Annotated in this window: 13 protein-coding genes; 8 read left to right on the top strand and 5 right to left on the bottom strand. The window is 33.7% G+C overall.

Annotated features, from left to right (window positions below; genetic code table 11):
• The first annotated feature begins 87 nt into the window (after positions 1-87).
• The 6 genes from OZP09_RS09305 to rlmB all read left to right on the top strand — a co-directional run bounded on the left by OZP09_RS09305 (position 88) and on the right by rlmB (position 12,099).
• Positions 88-1,791, top strand: a complete 1,704-nt coding sequence (locus OZP09_RS09305; RefSeq protein ID WP_269237520.1) for a BamA/TamA family outer membrane protein — start codon at positions 88-90, stop codon at positions 1,789-1,791.
• Between the two features lie 84 nt (positions 1,792-1,875).
• On the top strand, positions 1,876-4,983 hold the full coding sequence (locus OZP09_RS09310) for a SusC/RagA family TonB-linked outer membrane protein (protein WP_269237521.1): 3,108 nt from the start codon (positions 1,876-1,878) through the stop codon (positions 4,981-4,983).
• A gap of 4 nt (positions 4,984-4,987) precedes the next feature.
• Positions 4,988-6,382 (top strand): SusD/RagB family nutrient-binding outer membrane lipoprotein, encoded by a 1,395-nt coding sequence (locus tag OZP09_RS09315; protein ID WP_269237522.1) that lies wholly within the window; start codon positions 4,988-4,990, stop codon positions 6,380-6,382.
• A 227-nt stretch (positions 6,383-6,609) separates the two neighbouring features.
• Entirely contained in the window at positions 6,610-9,798 is a 3,189-nt protein-coding gene (locus tag OZP09_RS09320; RefSeq protein WP_281310658.1) for a SusC/RagA family TonB-linked outer membrane protein, read from the top strand.
• Positions 9,799-9,815: 17 nt separating this feature from the next.
• Complete coding sequence (locus OZP09_RS09325) at positions 9,816-11,249, top strand: SusD/RagB family nutrient-binding outer membrane lipoprotein (protein ID WP_269237525.1); 1,434 nt, start codon at positions 9,816-9,818, stop codon at positions 11,247-11,249.
• Positions 11,250-11,364: 115 nt separating this feature from the next.
• Positions 11,365-12,099 carry a 23S rRNA (guanosine(2251)-2'-O)-methyltransferase RlmB gene (rlmB, locus tag OZP09_RS09330; protein ID WP_269237526.1) on the top strand — a complete coding sequence of 245 codons (735 nt, stop codon included), beginning with the start codon at positions 11,365-11,367 and terminating at the stop codon, positions 12,097-12,099.
• Positions 12,100-12,167: 68 nt separating this feature from the next.
• Here the strand turns inward: rlmB and OZP09_RS09335 are convergent, their stop codons facing one another.
• Positions 12,168-12,932, bottom strand: a complete 765-nt coding sequence (locus OZP09_RS09335) for a rhomboid family intramembrane serine protease (protein ID WP_269237527.1) — start codon at positions 12,930-12,932, stop codon at positions 12,168-12,170.
• 218 nt (positions 12,933-13,150) lie between these two features.
• On the opposite strand from OZP09_RS09335, the gene OZP09_RS09340 reads away from it, so the two are divergent.
• A complete protein-coding gene (locus OZP09_RS09340; RefSeq protein ID WP_281310659.1) occupies positions 13,151-14,428 on the top strand; it encodes a replication-associated recombination protein A in 1,278 nt (425 codons plus the stop codon).
• Between the two features lie 13 nt (positions 14,429-14,441).
• Here OZP09_RS09340 and OZP09_RS09345 read toward each other — a convergent pair whose 3' ends face one another.
• The 4 genes from OZP09_RS09345 to OZP09_RS09360 are packed head-to-tail and all read right to left on the bottom strand — an operon-like array spanning position 14,442 to position 17,039.
• Positions 14,442-15,185 carry a hypothetical protein gene (locus OZP09_RS09345; RefSeq protein WP_281310660.1) on the bottom strand — a complete coding sequence of 248 codons (744 nt, stop codon included), beginning with the start codon at positions 15,183-15,185 and terminating at the stop codon, positions 14,442-14,444.
• A gap of 2 nt (positions 15,186-15,187) precedes the next feature.
• Positions 15,188-15,874, bottom strand: a complete 687-nt coding sequence (locus OZP09_RS09350) for a YjjG family noncanonical pyrimidine nucleotidase (protein ID WP_269237529.1) — start codon at positions 15,872-15,874, stop codon at positions 15,188-15,190.
• Between the two features lie 3 nt (positions 15,875-15,877).
• Positions 15,878-16,567 carry a RadC family protein gene (gene radC / locus OZP09_RS09355; protein WP_269237530.1) on the bottom strand — a complete coding sequence of 230 codons (690 nt, stop codon included), beginning with the start codon at positions 16,565-16,567 and terminating at the stop codon, positions 15,878-15,880.
• A 10-nt stretch (positions 16,568-16,577) separates the two neighbouring features.
• Complete coding sequence (locus tag OZP09_RS09360; protein WP_269237531.1) at positions 16,578-17,039, bottom strand: GNAT family N-acetyltransferase; 462 nt, start codon at positions 17,037-17,039, stop codon at positions 16,578-16,580.
• 90 nt (positions 17,040-17,129) lie between these two features.
• Between OZP09_RS09360 and OZP09_RS09365 the strand changes: the two genes are divergently transcribed.
• Complete coding sequence (locus OZP09_RS09365; protein ID WP_269237532.1) at positions 17,130-17,759, top strand: DUF1287 domain-containing protein; 630 nt, start codon at positions 17,130-17,132, stop codon at positions 17,757-17,759.
• The last annotated feature ends 36 nt before the right edge of the window (positions 17,760-17,795 follow it).

Below are 17,795 nucleotides of genomic sequence, written 5' to 3' on the forward strand. Positions count from 1 at the left end.
TTAATTTTCAATAACATTATTTAATCTTATGTTTTTCAAAACAATCTATAGATATTTGCAAACCTTAAACTAATGAACTAATTGCTTTTGAAACAGTTATTCCAAATATTTCTTTTTTGCTTTATAAGCTTTTCCAATTACGCACAAAATTTCAGCTTAAAAATCAAAGGCACAAATAATGCAGAAAATGCCATTATAGATTCCTTGAACTACATCAAAACACACCCAAATGTAAAATCTGTTACCAATGAAGCTATTATTGTTGTAGAAAAACTTACTAAAAAAGGTTATTTAGACATAAAAACACTTGAAAACACTAAAATAAACGACTCCATTTACACCTGTAAATTGTCGCTTGGAAAGAAAACAAAATACACCTATATATATACAGGTATAAATAATTCATTTTTCAATCTTTCAGAAACAAAAAATGACACCGTAATAATTCCTTACGAAGAGACTGAAAATTACATAAATCAAAAAATTATTGAAGCAGAAAAACAAGGATTTCCTTTAAGCAAGATAAAATTAGAAAACATCCGAAAAAAGAATTCAATAATTTATGCGGACTTAAATTTTAATTCGGAAAAAAAACGCAAGGTAAATTCCATTATTACAAATTACACAAATAATAATCGAAAGGATTTTCTCCCAAAAGGACATCTCAAACAACTTAACAAAAAATACATTAACAAAACTTTTAATCAAAATACCATCAAAGAACTTTATAACGATATAAATAATTTTGGGTTTGTAGAACAAACAAAATATCCCGAAATATTATTCACAAAAGATTCAACCAAAGTTTACATTTATCTTGAAAAAAGAAAAGCAAACACATTTGATGGCTATATTGGATTTTCAAATGATGAAAACAAAAAAATAAACCTAAACGGATATTTAGATATTACCTTAGAAAACACTCTTCTTGCAGGTGAAAAATTTTCATTATACTGGAAAAGCGATGGAAACCAACAAAAAACATTCAATACAAAATTAGAAATACCATACATTTTCAAATCGCCTCTTGGAATCAAAGCACAGCTAAACATATTTAAACAAGACAGTACTTTCCAAAACACAAAAACAGGAATTGATTTAGGGTATTATATAAATTATAACTCAAAATTTTACATTGGTTACCAATCTACAGAATCCAGCGATATCCAAAACTCAAACAACATGACCGTTAGTGATTTCAAAAACTCTTTTACAACTTCAACCTTCGATTACACAAAAACAGATCCTCTTAATAATTTGTTATCAGAAAAAGCAAATGTTAACTTAATTTTTGGTTTTGGAAACAGAAACACAAATAATCAACTTGAAACAGTGGTCAGCAGCAAGCAATTTTACACCAATTTAAACTTCTCATACAATTTTGAGCTCAATCAAAAGAACTTCATTAACATAAATTCACAAAATTTTTATCTTTCAAGCAAAAACTATTTGACAAATGAACTCTATCGCTTTGGTGGTATAAATTCGATTAGGGGCTTTTTAGAAAATAGCCTTCAAGCAAATTTATTCTCTTCAATTCTCACAGAATACAGATATCTTGTCTCTAAAAATTTATATGTAAATTCAATTCTTGATTATGCGATATATCAAGACTTAACAAGAAGTGAGGACAAAACCAAAATTGACAAACTAACCGGAATTGGAGTCGGAACATCTATCCAGACATCAAATGGACTACTAAAGATTAACCTTACAAAAGACATTTCAATTAATCAAAATTTAAAATTATATAACACTATCATAAATATATGTTATAATGTTAAATTTTAATGCTTATTGAAAAAAGATTTTTATTTATTAGGAAAGTTAACAAATTATTAAGAGTTTTGCCATACTAATTCAAAATATTTAAAAATGAAACTAAAGTTTAATGGATTTTTAGTGCTTTTACTAGCACTAGTTGCGCAAATCACATTTGCACAGGAAAGAGCTGTTTCCGGAACAGTTTCTGACAATGCAGGAATGCCTCTACCAGGCGTTAGTGTATTGGTTAAAGGAACAAAAGCAGGAACACAAACAGACTTTGATGGAAAATTCTCTATTAAAGCATCACAAAGCCAAATTTTGGTATTTAGCTACATTGGGATGAAAAGCCAAGAAGTAGCAGCGAGTTCAACAACCATTAATGTAAAACTAAGCGATGATTCAGTTGAACTGGAAAGTGTTGTTGTAACAGCATTAGGAATTAAAAAAGAGAAAAAGGCATTAGGATATGCAACTTCTCAAGTTAAAGGTGATGATTTACAAAGATCTCACGAACCTAACGTAATTGAAGGACTTGCAGGAAAAGCAGCCGGTATCCAGGTAACAGGATCAGCAGGAACACCTGGTGCTTCAAGCAGAATAGTTATTAGAGGTCAAAAATCTATCAGCTTATCTAGTCAACCGTTAATAGTTTTAGATGGCCAGATAATTGACAACTCTATAAACAACAATGCAGGATCAGGTACTAACATAGGTGGTGTTGACGACTCTAACAGAGCTATTGATATTAATCCTGAAGACATAGAAAGTGTTTCTATCTTAAAAGGGGGTGCTGCAGCCGCAATTTATGGAGAGAATGCCAGAAATGGGGTAATCATTTACACTAGTAAAAAAGGAAAGAAAAGAAAGGGAATTGGTATTGAGTTCACTAGCACTGCATCAGTTGATCAGGTAAATATGCTACCAAAAATTCAACTTAAATATGCTGCAGGTACCGATGGAACTACATATATCCCACCAGCTGCATATGGTTCAGACGGTTTTGCAACAAGTGGAGGAACTAACCAAAGCTGGGGACCTCTAATTTCTAGCGTTCCTGGCCTTACAGCAGTTAATAACCCTGAAAATTTCTTTCAAAATGGAATAACAACTACACAGAATGTTGCTCTTTCTGGTGGTGGTGACACAGGAAGCTTCAGGCTTGCTTTTGGTCACACTGACCAAACAGGTATGGTTCCAAATACTTCTCTTAAAAGATCTAACGTTAGTATAAATGCACAATATAACATTACAGATAAATTAAAAGCAGGAGCTGATATAAAATACTCTAACACAGGAGGAGTAAGAGCACAAAAAGGAAGTAACGTAGCTGGGATAATGCTTTCTCTATACAGAACACCAGCAAGTTATGACCTGCGAGACTACGAAACACCTGTAGGAACCAACAAAAATTATTTTTCTGCATATGACAATCCTTATTACACAGTAAATAATAATACATATACTGACGAAACAAACCGCAACATAATTAGTGGTCATATTACCTATAACCAAAGCAAAGCTTTTAATGCATTAGTAAGAGCAGGTGTGGATACATACACTACTCATGCACAACAAAACTATTCTTATAGTAGTAATGGTAACTCAACTGCAGACGGAACTGGCCAGGTAATATTAGACACCTATAATGCAAGCCTTTATAATATTGATTTGATTTTCAATGGTGATTTTCAGTTTTTAGATGATAAGCTGACTTTGGGCTATAATGCAGGAGCATCTATTAACTCAAAGTTCTCAAATGACATGTACACTGTAGGATCTACAATGCTTTTACCAGGTCAATATAACCTAAGTAACTTCACTACTTTTGAACCTAAAAATTATGACACCAAACAAATAAAAAGGGGGATTTTCGGACAAGTTGAACTTGGTCTGTATGACCAAGTTTATTTGACACTTACAGGTAGAAATGACTGGACTAGTACATTACCAATAGATAATAGCTCATATTTTTATCCTGCCGTAAGCGCTTCCTGGTTATTTAATAAAACCCTTAACCTTCCAGACTGGATTAATTTAGGTAAAATAAGGGGAGCGTTTGCTGAAACTTATGCTTCACCAAATCCTTATAATGTTCTTACTACTTTTGCCTCTCCTTTATATACTGATACATTTGGACCGGAATTGAAGTCTCCATATGGAGGTGCTGGAGCCTTTGGATATGAAAACACCCTTAATAATCCAGAGCTAAAACCAGAACATAACAAAGAATTCGAAATAGGTTTAGAACTAGAGATGTTTAAAAGACTACGTTTAAATGCAAGTGCATATAAATCTACAAATTACGACTTATTAGTATTAGCACCAATCGCAGCATCTACTGGATTTACTTATTATTTTACCAATGGTCCAACAGTAGAGAACAAAGGATTAGAAATTGAATTAGGATACGATATATTCAAAAACACAGCTTTCCAATGGGATATCAATGTTAACTGGAGTAAAAACGTAAATAAGGTAATTGATATTCAAGATAATTTGAACTTTTCTGGAATGGGAAGTGATTTCTTTTCAGGTAACGTAGCACCATCAGTAATAAAAGGCCAGCCATTAGGCGTTATGTACGGAACAGCCTGGGAAAGAAATAATGAAGGTAAGTTAGTTATTGGATCAAATGGAGTTCCATTAGTTCAAGATGCTTCTCAAATCATTGGAAATCCAACTCCAGACTGGTTAGCAGGTATAAGAAATAATTTCAGTTATAAAAATGTATCATTAAGCTTCTTACTTGATATAAGAAAAGGTGGAGATATATGGAATGGTACACTTGCGAGACTTCATAGACTTGGAGTATCAGAAGAATCTGCTCAAGACAGAAGCGCTACTTATATTATTCCTGGAGTTACAACTTCTGGAGCACCAAATACAGTAGCAGTTACAAACAAAGTATACTATAATAGTTATTTAGGTGATGCTGGAGCAGCTAATGAGCAACAAGTGGAAAAAGATGTTAACTGGTTAAGAATGAGAGACATTAGCTTAGGATACAGTTTTGGAAAACTTCTTTCAAAAAGTGCACCATTTGTTAGAGACGCATCATTAACACTATCCGCAAGAAACTTATTTGTAATTACAAATTACAACGGTGTAGATCCGGAAAACTCTCTTGCAGGTTCAGGCTCAAACACTACTGGATTTGATTATTTTAATAATCCAGGTTCTAAAAGCTACGCTTTAACATTAAAACTTAATTTTTAGTATTATGAAAAAAATATTCTATTTATCTATAATATTAGGAGCGCTATCCCTAAATTCATGCCAAAATGAATTAGAAACATTTAACGAAAATCCTAATAGACCTACCGAAATATCTACCCCTCAGACATTACTTACAGGTGCTGAAATCGGAACAATCAATAACTCAGTAGGAAATTTAGCAAGAAGTTTTAGTATACTTACTCAGCATACTAATGGAAATAATTTTCAATCTGCTGAATTGGGAAGTTATATTATAACAGAATTAGACAATGAAGGGGACTGGGGAAATATCTACCAAGCCGGCTTAAGTGCAAACTTAATTGTAAAAAATCATGAAGCAACCTACCCTTATTATGGAGGTATTGCAAGGATATTATTAGCTCTTAACATGGGTTATGCAACAGATATTTGGGGCGACATTCCCTTTTCAGATGCATTTGGTGGAGTTGAAGGAAACATTTCTCCAAAATATGACACACAACAAGAAGTAATTGCAAAAATACAATCCTATCTTGATATAGCAATAACAGATTTATCTAAGCCTGAAAGTGCTAACCTTAATCTTACTGTACCTGGAACAGATGATATTTTTTATGGTGGAGATACTGAAAAATGGATTAAACTTGCTTACTCAATCAAAGCACGATATGCATTGAGATTAACAATAAAAGATGGAAGCACTGTAGCTGCACAGAAAGCTTTGGATTATTTACAAAATGCGATTGCTGAAAAGGAAGATAATTTAGTAGCTACTTTTGATGGAGGAAATAATCAAAGTTCATGGTACGCCTTTAACAATCAAAGAAAAGGTTACATAGGAATGGGTAAGTTTTTCATTGATTTATTGAAAGCCAATACAGATCCACGTTTAAAATATTATGCTGCACAAGTAGGAGCACCAGCTGCACCTGGAACTTATATTGGAGCTGCACCTGAATCTCCAGATGGTTCGTTTAAAACATCTCAACTTGGAACTTATGTTGCAGGAACAGCAGCGACTCCTTTAAATATTTTTACTTTTAGTGAAATAAAATTTATTGAGGCAGAAGCACAATTTAGATTAGGCCATATTCCTGAAGCTAAACTTGCTTTACAACAAGGTATAAGTGCGTCATTGATAGATGTTACCGGAGCAGACAATACTGCATTTGCAGCAGCTACATCAACTCCTACTTTGGAAAATATTATTACACAAAAATATATTGCTTTGTTTACTACTACTGAGCCATATAATGATTTTAGAAGAACAGGATTCCCTGTATTAACTCCAAATCAAGCTAGTGAATCTAAAAAGATTCCTGTAAGATTATTGACTCCAAAGTCAGAAAGAACATTAAACAACAACGCTACTGTTGTTTCTGACATATACAGTCCTGTTTGGTGGGCGACTGCTAACTAATAATAGTTTTATCTAATAGCAAACCACTCCATTCATTTGGGGTGGTTTTTTTATTTAATAAATTTATCATAAATAATCAAAAACATAATTCCCATTTTGTTATTTATAAGTCAAAATTTAAAGCAAATGTTAAATTAACATGCTCAAAACGTAAAAAAAAAAAGATTTTTATAGGAATCTTAACGATTAATTAAGATTTTTGTCGAACTAATTCAAAATATTTAAAAATGAAACTAAAGTTCAATGGATTTTTAGTGCTTTTATTAGCACTAGTTGCGCAAATTACGTTTGCACAAGAAAGAGCTGTTTCTGGAATAGTTTCTGACAACGCGGGAATCCCTTTACCTGGTGTAAGCGTATTAGTCAAAGGAACAAAAACAGGAACTCAAACAGACTTTGATGGAAAATTTTCTATTAAAGCATTACCAAGTCAAATTTTGGTATTTAGCTACATCGGAATGAAAACCCAGGAAGTAGCTGCAAGTTTAACATCAATTAACATTAAATTAAAAGATGCCTCAGTAGAGCTGGAAGGTGTTGTAGTAACTGCACTAGGTGTTAAGAAAAGTGTCCGTGCACTTGGATATGCAACACAGGAAGTGAAAGGAGCTGATCTGACGAGAGCAAACAACAACAGTCTTTCTGGTGCTTTACAAGGTAAATTAGCTGGTGTACAAATCACCCCTTCAAGTGGCGCCCCGGGAGCTTCATCTCAGATTATAATTCGTGGTGCACGATCTTTTTCAAGTAACAATACTCCTTTGTACGTTATTGATGGTATGCCTGTGGCATCTACACCAGATTTTAGTACTGGAAATAGTGTCACTGGAGCGGATATCGCAAACAGAGCTGTGGACATCGATCCAAACGAAATAGAGTCAATAAATGTTTTAAAAGGACAAGCTGCATCTGCGTTATACGGACTTAGAGCGACAAATGGTGTAATTTTAATTACAACAAAGAGTGGAAAAAACTTAGCACAAAGCGGAAAACCAGTAATTACATTTAATACTTCAGCTAGCTTTGAAACAATTTCAAAAAAACCAGAAACTCAAAATGAATATGCGCAAGGTTCTAATGGAGTATTTAATCCAAATGCATCAACTAACTGGGGGCCAAAAATTTCAGATTTACCAAACGATCCTGCATATGGAGGAAATGTAGCAAATACAAGAAATGGTGGAATATTAAGACCTGGTAAATATTATGTCCCTCAAAGAGCAAAAGCAGGTTTAGACCCATGGGTAGCACCAAGAGCTTATGACAACATTGACGACTTTTTCAATACCGGATTCACTATAAATAATTCCTTAAACATTGCACAAGCAACTGAAAAAACCAATTATTCATTTGGTATAGGGAACTCGAAACAAGAAGGTATCATTCCGGAAACAGGTATGACCAGATATACTGCAAAAGCTGTTGTAGATACAAAACTAAACAATGAATGGAAAACTGGTTTTTCATTTAACTACGTACAAACGAAAATTGATAAAAGCACATCAGCAAATGATGGTGCTATCGTAGGAGTCTTTGGTGCTCCAAGAAGTTATGATTTAAAAGGTATTGGCTTTGAAAACCCTGCTAATCCTTATGATCAAATATATTACAGACCAAGTGTTTTTAATAATCCATATTGGGCTGCTAAACATAACGAATTTAGTGAAAAAACTAATCGTGCTTATGGAAATGCTTACGTGCAGTATTCTCCAATTATAAGCGAAGACGGAACTCAAAAGCTTACAATTAAATATCAGGCAGGTCTTGATTCATGGACTACTAACTACAGAGATCTTTTTGAATTTGGCAGTAAACTTGACTTAACAGGACAAAGTAGTAATATAAGACTTAGGGGGACAACAAATGATGTAATTAATTCTTTGTTTACAATAAACTATAACTTAGATATTACAGAAGACTTTAATTTCAATATTTTGGCAGGTAATGAGTACAATCATCATAATATTAAAGAATATGAAGAAATAGGAACAGCATTTAATTTTGGTGGCTTCCCTACAATTAGAAATGCAAGAACAGTAACCGCAGAAGAATACCGCAGACAAAAACGCACTGTGGGATTTTTTGGCAACGCAGAGTTTTCATATAAAAGTATGATTTTTTTAAGTGGTACTATTCGTAAAGATATTTCTTCTAGCATGCCTAGAGGAAATAGAGATTTTATTTACCCATCAGCTTCGTTAGGCTTTGTTATAACTGAGTTGGAAGGACTTAAAGACAACACTATTCTTTCTTATGCTAAACTTAGAGGATCTATCGCAGAGGTAGGACAGGCTGGAGATTACATTTCAAACTATTACACTACTCCCGATTATAGTGGTGGATTTTGGGTGGGAGATCCAATACAATATCCAATAACTGGTACTAGTTCATTTATTCCTAACAATGTACTATATGATCCAAACTTAAAACCACAAAATACAAAATCATATGAGTTAGGAATTGATTTAAAATTCTTCAATAACAGATTTGGCATTGATTATACATTCTCTAAACAAAAATCAAAAGATCAAATTTTTAACGTTCCATTAGCTGGTTCTGTAGGAGCAAATTCATTAGTAACCAATGGTGGAAGTATGATTAATAAAGTACATGAATTTACTATAACAGCGAATCCTGTACGTACAACAGATTTTAATTGGACATTCAATGTAAACTTCTCAAAAATTGATTCATATGTTGAATCGTTAGCTGATGGAGTCGACAACATATTTTTAGGTGGATTTACAACACCTCAGCTTAGAGCCAGTGTTGGTGATCGTTTTCCAGTTATTTATGGCACAGGTTATGCAAGAGATGATAATAATAATATTATTGTAAATGCACAAGGTCTTCCTACCGCAGATGGTGAATTAAAGGTATTAGGAGAGGTTGCTCCTAAATTTACATTAGGAGGATCTACTCAGTTCACATATAAAAGATTATCATTAGGTGCTGTTGTTGACTGGAAAAATGGAGGAAAAATGTACAGTGGATCAAACAATCTAATGAACTTTTATGGTGTAGATGCCAGAACAGCAGACAGAACGTCTGAATTTATATACCCAGGTGTTAAAGCTGACGGAACTCCAAATGATATTGTTAGAGGAGGTGCATCAGATCCAAACGGTAGACAACTTTTAAACGCTGCTTTAAACAACATTGCTGAATCTGCCGTTTTTGATGCAAGTTTTATAAAATTAAGAGAAGTTACTTTAGGATATCAACTACCTAAATTAGTAAATAACACTTTAGATGTTAGAGCTTCAATCTTCGCAAGAAACATTTTACTATGGTCTGAAATGCCTAACCTTGATCCAGAAGCTACACAAGGAAATAACAACTTTGCTGGCGGATTCGAACAATGGTCAATGCCACAAACTAAGAGTATTGGTTTTGGATTGAATTTTACATTTTAATTAAAAAAAAAAATCAAATGAAGAATATAAAAATAACAATAACAGCATTAATGGCTTTGTTCTTATTCCAATCTTGTTCTGAGGACACAATGGATGACATAAACAAAAATGTTAATGATCCGACGGACATGGCTACGAGGTTAGTTATAACAGATGTTATGGTAAATACAGCCTTTACAGTAACTGGTTCTGATGCTTCATTTTACGCTGGAGTATACTCTGAATTAAGCGCTGGAAATCACAATCAAATGTACAGTGCACAAATTAGACGTTCTGATCCACAATTATCATCCACTTATAATAATGGATGGAATAATAGCTACGAACAGTTGCGAACATTAGACATAATTATTGATAAGTGTACAAATGGAGACGAAAAAGGAAATTATCAAACACTGGGTGTTGCACAGATTTTACATGCTTATAATTTAGCGATACTTACAGATCTTTTTGGAGATGTTCCTTACACAGAAGCAGGAAAACCTGGAATAATTTTCCAACCAAAAATAGATAAGCAAGAAGCAATTTATACAGATATTTTTAAAAATTTGAATGACGCTATTATTAACTTGAATAAAACGACAACATATACAAGTTTAGGAACTCAAGATGTAATTTATGGCGGAAGTTCAGCTAAATGGATTAAAGCAGCAAATGGTTTATTAGCCAGATATACTATGAGATTATCTCTAAGAAAAGCTGATTACCAAGGCGTGATTAATTACGTAAATGCTTCTTTTGCTAATGCTGACGAAGAATTAAAACTTACAAATGGCTCAGTTCCAAATCCTTTTGCCAGATTCGAATTAGACAGAGGTGCCTTATCAGTAGCTAAAAGTTTTTACGATATGATGGTAGCAAATGGTCCGGCTGATGCTCGTACAGCTGATTACTTTACTAAAATTGGAGGAGTAGTTAAGCCATTTGACAACTCAAAGGAAGATATTGAAGGACAAGATATATATTCCATCTCTGCCCTTATGGACGAGACTAACCCAATTTACCTACTAAGCTATCATGAATTATTGTTTTTGAAAGCTGAAGCTCAGGCAAGACTGGGATTATCTGAGGCTCAAACAACTTTAAACAGCGCAATTAGAGCTGCCTACACTAAAAGACAAGCGGTAACTTTTACAACTGCAGAAGCAGACACATATATTGCTTCTATAGGAACTTTATCCGGTAACGCATTGTTAAAAAAGATAATGGTAGAAAAACATATTTCATTTTATGAAAATGAAGCTATTGAGGCATACAATGACATAAGACGTTTACAAGCATTAGGTGATGGAAACCTTATTTCACTTGTTAACCCTAAACCTCAATTTTTCCCTCAAAGATTCTCTTATGGACAATCTGACGTTTCTTCTAATACAAATGTTAAAGCTGCATTTGGAGACGGCTCATATGTATATTCAGAAAAGGTTTGGTGGGCTGGAGGTACAAGATAAGACCATCAATAGAATGATGCAAATTCATATATGAGATGCATTATAATTATGATAAACCACTCTGTTCATTCAGAGTGGTTTTTTTTATATAAAACATTATCCTTACATTTGCACCATGGAAAAAGAACATCAAATATTTGGAATCAGAGCCATAATACAAGCAATTCAGGCAGGAAAAGAAGTAGATAAAGTATTCATCCAAAAAGAAATTTCGGGTGAGTTAATGAAAGATTTAATGAAAGTGATGAAACGCGCTAACATTAATTTCTCCTATGTTCCTGTTGAAAAGCTGAATCGTCTTACCCCAAATAATCATCAGGGAGCAGTTGCAACCATATCCCCTATTGGATTCATAGATTTAGAACATCTTGTTGAATCAACAATTGAATCCGGTTCTAAACCTTTGTTTTTAATTTTAGACCAGATTTCTGATGCAAGAAATTTTGGTGCTATCATAAGAACAGCTGAGTGTACTGGTGTAAATGGAATTATAGTTCAAAAAGCAGGCTCAGCTCCAGTTAACGGGGATACCGTAAAAACTTCAGCCGGAGCTGTTTTTAATGTTCCTATCTGTAAGGTTGAACATATCAAAGATGCTATTTTTTATCTTCAGGGATCAGGAATTAAAACGGTTGCTGCCACTGAAAAAACGGATCAGAATATTTATGATTTAGAACTGAATGAACCAGTTGCCATTATCATGGGATCTGAAGACAGAGGAATTAATCCTTCTGTTCTTAAAATTGTTGATGAAAAAGCAAAACTTCCAATGTTCGGCTCTATTGGATCACTTAATGTTTCTGTAGCCTGTGGGGCATTTTTATATGAAACTGTTCGTCAAAGAAGCTAAAAACTACAGTTCTATAATAAAAACCTGAAAACACTTCGATTTGAAGTGTTTTTTTTGTGCGCAACTATTTAGAAATTTGTTTTATCTTCTGATTTCGTTATGATGTAATTTACTGAAACATCAGAATTGAAATAAGTAGAAATAATTTCAGGTTCTTCGTCAGGTATCTCTATATTGACAAAATTACCGTTTTCATCAAAGTGTTTCATAAATGGATCCTGATCAGGATCAAAATCAGGCCTTTGCCAGTCATAAACAATTGGTTTTGCATATTCAGGAGTTTTATAGAATAATGTCATAGCAAATCCTGTTATAAAACCTGCCAGATGACCTTCCCAGGAAATATTTTGATCTACATCGGGAAAAACATACCAAATCATCCCGCCATAAAGTAAAATCACAGCAAATGACAATGCTACTAAACGATAATATCTAGTCTGGATGCCTTTAAAGAATATAAAGCTTACCAGAACATAAATCAATCCACTAGCCCCAATGTGATAGTTTTCACGGCCGATAAGCCACGTAATTAAACCCGAAAATAAAATTCCATAGCCAATAACCACTAAAGATTGCTTCGGGTAAAAAAACTGTAAGGCCGGCAATAATACAATAAGCGGAATAGAGTTATTATAAAGATGATTTAAATTTTCGTGGATAAACGGACTAAATAAAATGCCCTGTAAGCCGGAAAAATCACGGGGATATATTCCATTTTGGTAAAAGTCAAAATCAAACCGGATCTGTACCCAATAGATAATCCAAAGCAAAAGAACAAAAAATACCGGAAGACCAATAACAGCGGTAGAAAATTTAAAGTGGTTATCGTTCATTTTTTTATTGAGTTTAATAAATACCATCAAAAAACTATCCAATTACAATTTCCTGATAATTTGTCAGCAAAACAGAAATATCTCGATCTACAATTCATAGCCCTGATGGAAGCGGCATCCTTTTTCCTGCTGCTGCCAGCAGGAAAAAGATATAGCGGACAGCAGGAATTAGCTCCTAAAAAATCAGAATTAAAATTGAAAACTCGTAATTTTACAAAATGGAAGCACCTTTAGCAGAACGCATTCGGCCACAAAAATTAGAAGACTACATCAGTCAAAGTCATTTGGTTGGACCAAACGGATCTTTAACACAACAAATTTCGAAAGGAATTATTCCGTCATTAATCTTCTGGGGACCACCTGGAACAGGAAAGACCACACTGGCTCAAATTATTGCGCAAGAATCCAAGCGCCCTTTTTATATACTAAGCGCAATTAATTCTGGCGTTAAAGACATTCGCGATGTAATTGAAAAAGCAAAACAAAGCGGTGGGCTATTTACAGCTAAAAATCCGATTTTGTTTATTGATGAGATTCATCGTTTTAGCAAATCACAACAAGATTCCCTTTTGGCTGCTGTTGAAAAAGGATGGATTACGCTTATTGGTGCCACTACAGAAAACCCAAGTTTTGAGGTTATTCCCGCACTATTATCACGCTGTCAGGTTTATATTTTAAATGCTTTTACAAAAAATGACCTGGAAGCCTTGTTGCATCGTGCCATGAAAACGGACACTGAATTAGCTGCCAAAAATATTGTTCTAAAAGAAACCGAAGCACTGTTAAGATTATCTGGCGGAGATGGCCGAAAACTATTAAACATTTTTGAACTGGTTGTTAACGCTTCTGCGAGCAATGAAATTATCATAACAAACGACAGGGTTTTCGAACTTGTGCAGCAAAATACGGTTTTGTATGACAAGACGGGAGAACAGCACTATGACATTGTTTCTGCCTTTATAAAATCAATAAGAGGAAGTGATCCTAATGGTGCTGTATATTGGCTTGCCAGGATGATCGAAGGCGGCGAAGATGTAAAGTTTATTGCCCGAAGAATGCTGATTTTATCCAGTGAAGACATTGGAAATGCTAATCCAACAGCTTTTATAATGGCAAACAATACTTTTCAGGCTGTTTCTACTATTGGTTATCCCGAAAGTCGTATTATATTAAGCCAATGTGCCATTTATCTTGCTACATCGCCGAAAAGCAATGCTTCTTATATGGCCATTGGAAATGCCCAGCAATTAGTTAAACAAACAGGTGATCTGCCTGTTCCGATTCATTTACGCAATGCGCCGACAAAATTAATGAAAGAATTGGGTTATGGTGAAGATTACAAATATTCGCATGATTATGCCAATAACTTTGCCGAGCAGGAATTTTTGCCTGATGCTATAAAAGAAACGGTTCTTTACAACCCCGGGAGCAATTCAAGAGAGAATAGCAACCGCGAGTTTTTAAAGAACCGCTGGAAAGATAAATATGGTTATTAAACCAATTTGTATTTTAGAATTTAACTGAAACTTTTTCAGAAATCAATTTGTCATTTTGATAATATTCAAAAAACCATTGATTGTCTTTTGCATTCAAGCTTCCCTGAATACCATCTTTTATGGCAATGAAAGAATCAGGTCGGGAGGTTTTAAGCAGCTTCATAACCACTTTTGGCGTTTTATCGATCAACTGAAACCCGTTTTCTGTTGGCTGTGCATAAAGTAAATTGGGATCTGAAACATCTGCAACAGGAGCAGAAACTGAAGTTGCAGCTACAGGAGCAGCAGTAACCGCTGCTGTTGATGCAACACCAGAAGCTGTTATTGCGGTTTTGCCACTGTATTTGTAATGCAGGCCATATATAGACAGAAAAGCCATATCAAGGGATTCTCTATATGCTGCCTCATATTCTTTCTCTTTGCTTCTTCCTGTTTCAGATGTATAAACTACTTTCCCATAACAGTCTTTAAACTCTACAAAAAGTTTTGTTACCAGGAAGGCGTTATCTCTTTTTACATCTGCGTATAAAAGATCACATCTATTGAGTAATTCTGCCGGGAGCTGATCATTCTCATAAAAAGCTTGAAATCCTGCTTTTATTAAATTTGCCTTTGTCATAGTTGATAATCGATAAGGATTAATTCCTTTGGCAAAATCAAAATTTATTGGCACAATTACAGCTTTGTAATCATTAATTGACTGTGAAAAACCAATGAATGAAGTGAATAGAATAAATACTAAAAATTTAATTTTCATAATTATAAATATTTTTTGAGTTCTAATAAATTATTTATTTGTTTTATATTTTCAGGAGCGGCCACCATTTTATCATTAAAAAAAATAGCATCCAGACCAGCATTTAAAGCACCATTAACATCAGCATCCAGACAATCACCGATCATAATACAATTTTCTTTTGAAGCCATTGCCAGATTCACAGCATAATCAAAGATAATACTATTTGGCTTTTTTACACCAGCCAGGTCTGAATTTGTAATTGTATTAAAATAACCTGAAATAGCAGCATTATTAATTTTTTTATCCTGAACTCCGGCAAAACCATTCGTTATAATATGCAGCTTATATTTTGGTTTGAGATAGTCCAAAATTTCAATTGCACCTTCAAAAAGATGATTGTTATCTGTTAAAAACTCAATATAATCATTTGCAATCTGATTAATATCTTCATCAGAAATAATAAAATCTAAAGCATCAAACGAGTGCTTCAGTCTGTTATAACGTAATTCCTGATGTGTAATTTTGTCGTTCTGATATAATTTCCAGCAAGCCTGATTTACAGGAATATACTTTTGAATAAAATCCTGGCAATTGATTTCAGGAAATTTAGTCTCAAAAATTCGATTAAAAGCTAATTCTGAATTTCTGTCAAAGTCCCAAAGTGTGTGGTCTAAATCAAAAAAGACATCGGTAATATTTTTACTCATAACTCATAAAATTCCTTCATCTGCAAAACTATAATATTTTGTTTCAGTTATGATAAGATGGTCCAAAACTTTAACATCTAAACTATCTCCGGCCTGCTTTATCTTCCTGGTGATTTGCTTATCAGCATCACTCGGAATTAAACCTCCGGAAGGATGATTATGGCACAAAATTAAGCCTGTCGCTCCATTTTCTAAAGCCACCTTAAAGACTAAACGTACATCTACAATGGTTCCTGAAATACCACCTTTACTCAATTGTGACTTTAAAATCACCTTATTAGAATTATTCAGAAAAATTACCCAAAATTCTTCATGTGGAAGCTCACCAATAATTGGCTGCATAATTTCAAAAACAATTTTACTGGATGTGATTTTTGTTAATTCTACAGTGTCCTCGGCTCTTCGGCGTCTTCCTAATTCAAGAGCTGCAATAATTGCAATAGCTTTTGCCTCTCCTATTCCTTTAAAATTTGTAAGCTGAGCCAAAGACATTTTTCCCAACGAATTCAACGTATCGACACTAGCCAAAATTCGTTTACTCAGATCAACAGCCGATTCGTTTCGGCTACCGGATCCAATTAAAATGGCAATTAATTCGGCATCGCTCAAAGCATTTTTGCCTTTCAGCATTAATTTTTCGCGTGGACGGTCATCTTCTGACCAGTTTGTAATAGGAAAATGTGCTACTTCCATTGGCGTATATTTAAAGAATGTTTTTGCCCATACAAATACTATTTGTCCGGCCTACATAAGGTTCATAATTTTCAATTATTTCGAAACCCATTTTCTGATATAAATTAATTGCTTCCAGCTGCTTATACAAAGTTTCTAAAATCAACATTTTAAAACCCTGATCTATTGCTTTACTTTCGACTTCCCTAATAATTTGCTTCGCTATTCCTAAACCTCTCGCTTCTGGTAAGACAAACATTCTTTTCAATTCGGCAATAGTTTCATTATACTTTTTGAAACAGCCACAACCTACAGCTTTATCATTTAAATAAAGAAGAACCACGTTTGGATTGAATTCAATTACATTATTACCCCAATAGTTTGCTTTTAACTCCGGGTAACGTTCCCATAAAAAAGTATCGAAAGTATTGTATAAAAATATGAAATCAGGATTTTCGCTTGTTGTATGGACAACTTTAATTTTTTCAGGCATATAGTTTTATCAATATTTTCAAAAATAAGAAAAATCATTCATTAAAAGTCATTTGTTATTTTGATAATCCTTAATTTTAAACAAAAAAGAATGAAAACTATCTCCATCGTTTTAATCCTATTTTGCTTTTTTTCTTGTAATCAAAAAGAAAACAACAGTTTAGCTTTCCAAAACAATAATCAAGCTGTTTTAAAAACTTTTGAAGAAAAACTTTCAGAAGCAGCAATTTCTATAATTGATCCATCTGTCAAATATGATCCGGTCTATTTTGCAATAGCATACCCAAACGGAGATGTACCAGCAAACAAAGGGGTTTGCACAGATGTTATTATTCGTGCTTATCGAAAATTAGATATTGATTTACAAAAAGAAGTTCATGAAGACATGATTGAAAACTTTTCTAAATATCCAAATTTAGAAAAATGGAGAATGACAAAACCGGATACTAACATAGACCACAGGAGAGTGCCTAATTTAGAAGTTTTCTTTGAAAGAAAAGGGACGAAATTACCTGTTTCTGAAAATGGCAAAGATTATAAAACAGGAGAAATCGTAACCTGGATGATCAATAACAAACTTCCACATATCGGAATTGTTACCAATAAAAAATCGGCTGATGGTGAACGCAATCTAATTGTTCATAATGTTGGAGGCGGACAGGTTTTGGAAGATTGCTTGTTTGAATACAAAATTGTCGGACATTTTCGGTACAAAAAATAAATGCTCAACTTCAAAATTGCAAATTCCAAAAAAAAA

The sequence above is a fragment of the Flavobacterium flavigenum genome (genome assembly GCF_027111255.2).
Lineage (GTDB): Bacteria > Bacteroidota > Bacteroidia > Flavobacteriales > Flavobacteriaceae > Flavobacterium > Flavobacterium flavigenum.